This is a genomic window from Rhizobium ecuadorense (genome assembly GCF_001187535.1).
Lineage (GTDB): Bacteria > Pseudomonadota > Alphaproteobacteria > Rhizobiales > Rhizobiaceae > Rhizobium > Rhizobium ecuadorense.
Genome location: NZ_LFIO01000831.1, coordinates 1 through 253 on the forward strand (window position 1 = coordinate 1; position 253 = coordinate 253).

Sequence of the window (253 nt, forward strand, 5' to 3'; positions counted from 1 at the left end):
GTAGGATCTATCGCAGAGGGACGATGAAGCTCGAAAGCGAACGTCTGATTTTGAGGCCCTGGCGACAGGATGATCGCAAACCCTTCGCTGCGATCAATGCCGAGCCCGATGTCGTCAGATATCTCAATCCTCTGACCGACGAACAGTCGGATGCGATGCTCGACCGCATCGACCTTCACTTCGAGCATCATGGCTGGGGGTTCTGGGCGCTGGAGGAGAAGGCAAGCGGCGCGTTGATCGGCCTCTGCGGCCT

At 58.5% G+C, this 253-nt stretch carries 1 protein-coding gene; it reads left to right on the top strand.

All coding sequences use genetic code 11. The annotated features are described in order from the left end of the window. Positions 1 to 23: 23 nt before the first annotated feature. On the top strand, positions 24 to 253 hold a 230-nt coding region (locus tag AF337_RS14510; protein WP_152971080.1), incomplete at its 3' end, for a GNAT family N-acetyltransferase.